General features: G+C 44.1%; 8 protein-coding genes. All 8 read left to right on the top strand.

Annotated features, from left to right (window positions below):
• The first annotated feature begins 181 nt into the window (after positions 1–181).
• The 8 genes from T499_RS0110555 to T499_RS14700 all read left to right on the top strand — a co-directional run bounded on the left by T499_RS0110555 (position 182) and on the right by T499_RS14700 (position 6263).
• Positions 182–1483 (top strand): hypothetical protein, encoded by a 1302-nt coding sequence (locus T499_RS0110555; RefSeq protein WP_084163108.1) that lies wholly within the window; start codon positions 182–184, stop codon positions 1481–1483.
• A 224-nt stretch (positions 1484–1707) separates the two neighbouring features.
• Positions 1708–1905, top strand: a complete 198-nt coding sequence (locus T499_RS0110550; RefSeq protein ID WP_033150930.1) for a hypothetical protein — start codon at positions 1708–1710, stop codon at positions 1903–1905.
• A gap of 16 nt (positions 1906–1921) precedes the next feature.
• A complete protein-coding gene (locus T499_RS0110545; protein ID WP_033150929.1) occupies positions 1922–2203 on the top strand; it encodes a DUF3127 domain-containing protein in 282 nt (93 codons plus the stop codon).
• A 35-nt stretch (positions 2204–2238) separates the two neighbouring features.
• Positions 2239–2799, top strand: coding sequence for a hypothetical protein (locus T499_RS0110540; protein WP_033150928.1), 561 nt, complete (start codon positions 2239–2241; stop codon positions 2797–2799).
• Between the two features lie 113 nt (positions 2800–2912).
• Complete coding sequence (locus T499_RS0110535; protein WP_033150927.1) at positions 2913–3284, top strand: hypothetical protein; 372 nt, start codon at positions 2913–2915, stop codon at positions 3282–3284.
• A complete protein-coding gene (locus tag T499_RS14260; RefSeq protein WP_052173641.1) occupies positions 3281–5635 on the top strand; it encodes a hypothetical protein in 2355 nt (784 codons plus the stop codon). The genes T499_RS0110535 and T499_RS14260 overlap by 4 nt, the downstream gene beginning before the upstream one ends.
• An 18-nt stretch (positions 5636–5653) precedes the next feature.
• Complete coding sequence (locus T499_RS0110525; protein ID WP_052173640.1) at positions 5654–6079, top strand: YcbK family protein; 426 nt, start codon at positions 5654–5656, stop codon at positions 6077–6079.
• Positions 6036–6263, top strand: a complete 228-nt coding sequence (locus tag T499_RS14700; RefSeq protein WP_157054593.1) for a hypothetical protein — start codon at positions 6036–6038, stop codon at positions 6261–6263. The genes T499_RS0110525 and T499_RS14700 overlap by 44 nt, the downstream gene beginning before the upstream one ends.
• Positions 6264–6301 lie beyond the last annotated feature (38 nt).

Genomic DNA, 6301 nt, shown 5'->3' with positions numbered 1-6301 from the left:
TCGCAGCAGGTAACTGTTGTAATATAGTGAATCTATTGGAAAAACCAAGGAAATACGCTAAAAATTTAGTGGCGCTCGCGAATAAAAAAGATTAATATTTTTGCTTTTGATTACTGGAGAAGTATTATATTTGCAGCCGATTTTTTAACTAATAAACAACATTAAATTAATTTGAAAAACGATGGAAACAATCAACAACGAGCTTGAAAGAGCTCAACTTGGGGCAGCTTCGGCTGCTGGCTGCGGAGCGCCCCTTGACTACCTGCCAAGTTTAAAAAATTACCTCAACCTTGCCAGGGAAATAGCCAGCCAATATTGTGTGGTATCTATTGAAAACAGTAGAATTAGAGCCTTTGTTGCTCGGTTCTTTATGCGACAACTGAAAGGTGCCGTGAAGTTACTACCGGGGTATATCGAAGACCTGAAACGTGGTAAGTGCATGGAGGCTTTCAGCATCTCGTCGGGGTTGCATCGCAAAGATTTGTTCTGGCTGAGGTGTGAAAGGATCTGTAGCGACATGGAAGGTGAAAGCTTTTACGAGAGTCTGAAATGCTACATCGAAGACCTGAAAACGTTATTGGCTGAGGCTGAGAAAGCGTTGATGCATTGCGATTCTGCCATGTTTGAGAAATTCTATTTTGCCAAAAAGCAGAACTACAGTGGCGATGCGATATCGAAGAGATTTGAGAAATGGCGTTACGAGAACCTGTGTGTAACCATCGACAAACTGAGAGAACTGCAGGCCAAAGTGGTAGCCGAATCGCTTACAAAAGGTATTATGAGTTTTGCGCCTGTGCCGTCGCAGAAAGAGTTGAACGAGGTTCGGCTGGACTATCTGAAGGGATTTCTGCCTTATGATTTTGTGATGAGTGACGATTTTTGTGTAGCATGTGCCCAGTGGCGGCAGTTTATGCATTGGAGCGACACCATACTTATTATCGACTACAAGAAATATGGGAAATACATCCAGAATCATTACTACGACTTTAGCGATACGCAGCTGCAAGCCATCTTTGAACTCGACATGAAGCTGTACCTGATACACAAGGAGATGGCTCGACTGAACCCAGAACTGATAAATGTGCTACAACCTACACAAACAGGACAGTTGGAGGATACAACCCTGTTTGCACCTTATAATACCATAACCCGGATGCTGCAGCAGGATTGGTTTGATGCAGTATCGGTTGATAAGGAGAAATATACTACCATGTGGCGTGATGAGCTGGTGAGCAATCTGATGAAGTCGGAGATAGGAAGCGTTATAGCTGACGAATGGCAAATAGCCAGCAAGCGGCCCCAACTGAAGGCTGCTGTAGTGTATGGTCTGAAAAGGGCTGGCGTAATACAAGGCAGCGACTTGGGTATTGCATCGGCTATTGTGGGCGATGATAACACAGATCGTAAAACCTTTGCCGTGTATATGGGTAGGGGTAAGAAAGGGGATATTGCAGACTGGATTTTCAACTATGTGAAAGACTGATTTAAGCCTTAAAATTCAACTGAAAAGTTCTACTGGCATTCTATAGGAATGTTAGTAGAATTTTTTTTGATTTTTTTCTTGTCTGTAAACAAAGGCCTTTGCGGGCATTTTTGTCCGTTCAACTGAAAACTCAACTGAAATTAATTTTTGAGTTGAATAGTTGAACTCTACTTTTGCCGTCGGAAATCAGATGATAGTCGTCTGATAAAAATTAAAGTATTAAAATGGAAAAAGTAAAAATTAAAATTAGATCAGAAGGTCGGGTGAAACGGATAGAGTATCTGAGATACCTGGCTGATGTGAGAGCTGAAGAGCAACAGGCGGTGGATATGGGATACCGTATTACCCGCAAAAGTATCGAAGAAATAAGAGAGGAATTCGTAAGAGTTTCAAATTTTGATTCAATTTATATTAACATTTAAATTTACAAAAGCAATTATGAACACAATGATTTTAAGAGTGAAAAAGTGCGGGGTAATGACTACCGTACAGAGTGAGAAAAGTGAGAATGGCGTACTTGACAAGCGTACACTGGTACTGCAGATGTTGGGTGGCAAGTATGAGGACAGCTTTGTGGTAACAGCCCTGGGCAGTTTGGCCACCATCGAGTGGGCCGAGGGAGAGTTGGTTGCCTGTAGCATGAGCTTCAGAACCCGAGAACACAACGGACAGGTGTACATGGACGTGATTGCAAACGAAATCCAAAAGATTAAACGTTGAACATTAAAGATTAAACATTAAAGATTAAAAAAGTTATGTATTTAAGTGAAGCAATTAAAGCAATGGAGATGAACCTCCGCAGCACATGTATGATGCTGGAGGCTGTAAGAAACAATCAAGTGGATAAGGCAATAGATTATGACTGGCTACCTATGCAGGACCATCTTGCCCAGTGTGTGCCAACCGTTACTATTAGTCGGGATTCAAGTGTAGAAGACTGCTTGACTTATCTGGGCAAGCTGTATAAAGGGCTTACCAAAGCATGGAATCACTACCAGAAAGGTAATAGAGTGCTTGGAGTTTTGGAATGCGAAGAGGCGTATATGATTGACATGCTGTATGGCTTTATAGGTCACCAGTTTAACGAGGACTATGTGAAATGTGCCCGAGAGTGCGTTAAGGCATATAACCAGACGCCGATTAATCCTAATGAAGAGAAAAACGACGAGAACTTCATTAAGTGGCGTCGCACCGTACTCAATAAGTTCAATGAGATTCTTAAGAAGTATAAGATCGACATCACAAATAAAGGTGAATGGAGTATCCGCGTAGGCTATCTTGAAGAGTGGCTTGGAAGAAAGTACTGGAAAGATTAAACATTCCTTATTTCATATTATTACTAGTTATTTGAGTTGAAGCTGGGAGGATATTCTCGAGTAAATGGCCAAGGAATCCGAAACTTCTTCTCGCTTTAAAACTCAAAAACAAAATGAAAACAAATAACAAATTAAACAAGACCGTGACTGTTAACGGCATGATGGCCGTTACAAAGAGTGATTTAGAAATGGATTATGTGCAGTTCCTGCCAGATAATCCGAGTTTAGGACAAACAGGCGCATTTTGCGGGCGAGGCTTAGGCCGGTTGCTTAGCAATGGATCGTTTGAGTTTACTCGTACCAAGCGATTACGCCATAAGCCTGAATTTAAAGGGGATTACGCTAGTTTGTCGTTTGGCGCAGATGGTAACGATCGCGTAACATTTGTGGTACCTAACGAATTGCGCGCCCAGTTACCCACCATATTGCGTAAGGGTATTTGCCCAATCATTAAACACCTGCAAAAGAAAGGATTTAGTAAATGATTTACCGCATAGTTAATAAGGGTAAGAAGTTTGCTTATCTGGTAAAGAATCGTGAAGAATTCTTGACGCTTAGAAACACCAAGGAGAATCTGGAGAACTTAGCTAAAGCTCGCAAAGGTGACGAGAAAGCTAAGGCCCAGTTGGTGCAGTTTGCGTACAATATTGGTGTGTTGAAAAGCTCGGCTTTGGCTGGTTGCAAGAGCATTGGTAGCTACTTTTTTCACGATGTGGATTGCTATGATGCCGACCAAAGTGCGGCAATGGCACAGCAGATATTGGCCAAGAAAGATGAGATAGGCTTGATGATGCTGGAGAAGAGCGCGAGTGGGGGATACCATTTGGTTTGTAAACGCCAGCCTGGTACTACCATCTTAGAGAACCAGGTGCGCATTGCGACCATTCTGCAGATTGAGATGGATACTAATGTGCATGATTTGCAAAGGGTGGTTTACTCAACAAGTGGTGATGAAAAAGATTTACTTTATCTTGATGAAGAACTGTTTAGTGAACCCATGACCGAACAGGAGTGTGAAGCCGAATACGTCCGCCTGAAAGAGCGCGAGCGTAAAGGTGAAGAGCAGGTGCCGGCTGGGGCCAAGAAGGCGAGGAAGCATTATAAGCCGTGGGAAGATGATTTAGCAACGGACAACAGGACTAACAGGTCTGATTCTGCTGCTGAAAATCCTACTGAAGAAAAAATCCTAAAGTCCTGTAGTCCGTTGCAAAATAAACCCATCGATGAGCGGGTGAGGTTTGTGATGGAGGCGGTTTTGAAGGCTAAGGGGCTGGAGAAGTCGGACTTTACGGATATTGGTGGTAGACACAATGCGGTGAAGATATTCCTGAGTGGCTGTAACCAGTTGCTAAGTAAGGAGGAGGCGAATGGGGCTTTGGCTGAACTGATGCCTGAACACTGGGCTGATGCGAATGTACAGAAATGCCTGAGTGATTTTTATGCTAAGTATTACAATCCTGAACGAAAACTGAATAAGGATGAAGAGGCAATATTTACGAAGAGTAGGAGGCTGGGAGATGATAAAGAATCAGAAGTGAGTGATCACTCAACTCCTATACCACCAGAGATGCCAGCGAAGTTGCCGAAACTGATTAAACTACTTACCAAGAATACCCCCAACCAATACAAAGCTGCGGTGGCGCATGCGGTGTTCCCATCGCTTGGAACACACTTGAAAGAAGTGGAGTTTGAGTACACCGATTACGTGAAGCATGAGGCCACGCTGATGAACTGTCTGATGGCGCATACGGGCGCAGGTAAAGGCTGTATAGATGAGCCCATCCGCCACATTATGGCCGATATTAAAGCCCGCGATGCGGAGAACACCCGCCGTGAGGCTGAGTGGAAAAAGGATTGCCAAAAGAAGGGCGCCAATAAGGATAAGCAGGTTCGACCCGAAGGACTGGTGATACAGGAGATTGATCCCGATATGACCAAGCCTGCATTGGTTACCCGTATGGACGAAGCCGAGGGACACTTTGTATATGTAAAGCTGAACGAGATTGACTTGTTTGAGCAGCTGAAAGGTCAGACTGGCAAGCAGCATTTTCAGCTGATGTGTTTGGCTTTCGACCCGGGTGCGGAGTTCGGTCAAACACGTATTGGAACACAGAGTGTAACAGCCAGACCTAAGTGTAGATTCAACTGGAACGCCTGTACTACTATCCAAAAAGGTCGTCGCTTCTTCAGTCGTGTACTCACCGATGGTCCTATCAGCCGTATCAACTTCTGTACCATCCCAGAGATGGAGATTGGAGCTGAGCAGCCCATCTATGGCAAGTACGACGAGGCATTTGATGCTGAACTGAAAACGTATATCGACAACCTTGTGTCGGCTCATGGTGTAGTTGATTGTCCGCAGGCCTTCAAACTGGCTAAAAAGCTACAGGAGGAGTGTGCTGAATTTGCCCGATTGTCGCAGGACGAAACCTACTGGAACCTGTCGCATCGTGCCATTGTGATAGCCTGGTTAAAGGCCTGTGTGCTGTATGTGGCCAATGGCTGCCAATGGGAAAAGACGATTGAAGATTTTGTTCGTTGGAGTCTGCAGTACGATCTGTGGTGCAAGATGCAGTTCTTCGGTGCTGATATTGAAAAGGCAAACCATGAAGGCGAATATAGAGAGCAGCCCGGTCCTAAGAATCTGTTAGATTTGCTGCCCGATGAGTTTACGCTTAATGATGCAATGCAGGCACGTGCTAAACAAGGTCTGCAAACTGATAAGCGCAAGTGTGCCAGAATGATACATCAGTGGGTATTCAGAAAGTATGTATTACAGATTACAGATTACAGTTACAAAAAGAGCGATAAATACAAGGAAAAATGTAGAAATTAAAAATGAGAAAATGTAAATATGGAAATAGTACAGTTGAATAGTAAAACAAACCTCTCCGAGCATTTTGTGCTCGGGGAGTTCACCAGGAGCAAGTATCCTGAAGTGTATAACATCCCCAGCCATGAGGCGATTGCTAATATGAAGCGATTGTGTGTTTGGCTGGAAGAGTTAAGGAAGCGGTATAATAATAAATATGGAGTAGGCGAGGAGCCCATCCGCATTAACTCTGGGTATCGCAGCCCGCAGTTAAATAAGAAGGTTGGCGGAGTAGCTGGCAGTAACCACCTTACGGGGTGCGCCGTTGATATCCGGGTGTTGGGCACAGAGCAATTAATACGCTATGCAAACATACTGCTGGATTATGCGGATGAGAGCCATCAGGACTTTGACGAGCTACTGATTGAGAAGAACCGCTACGGTGCTATCTACGGGGTGCGCCGTTGATATCCGGGTGTTGGGCACAGAGCAATTAATACGCTATGCAAACATACTGCTGGATTATGCGGATGAGAGCCATCAGGACTTTGACGAGCTACTGATTGAGAAGAACCGCTACGGTGCTATCTGGCTGCACTTTGCGGTACGTCCATTCAGTAATCGACGCAAAGTCGCGTTTATACAAGCGTAGAGCTACTTACAAAAACAAATCCTCTTGGTTAATCATAC

It is taken from the genome of Prevotella sp. RM4 (assembly GCF_000701965.1).
GTDB classification, from domain to species: Bacteria; Bacteroidota; Bacteroidia; order Bacteroidales; family Bacteroidaceae; genus Prevotella; species Prevotella ruminicola.
Note: the sequence above shows the minus strand (reverse complement) of the source record. Positions and strands in the feature narration are given on the sequence as shown.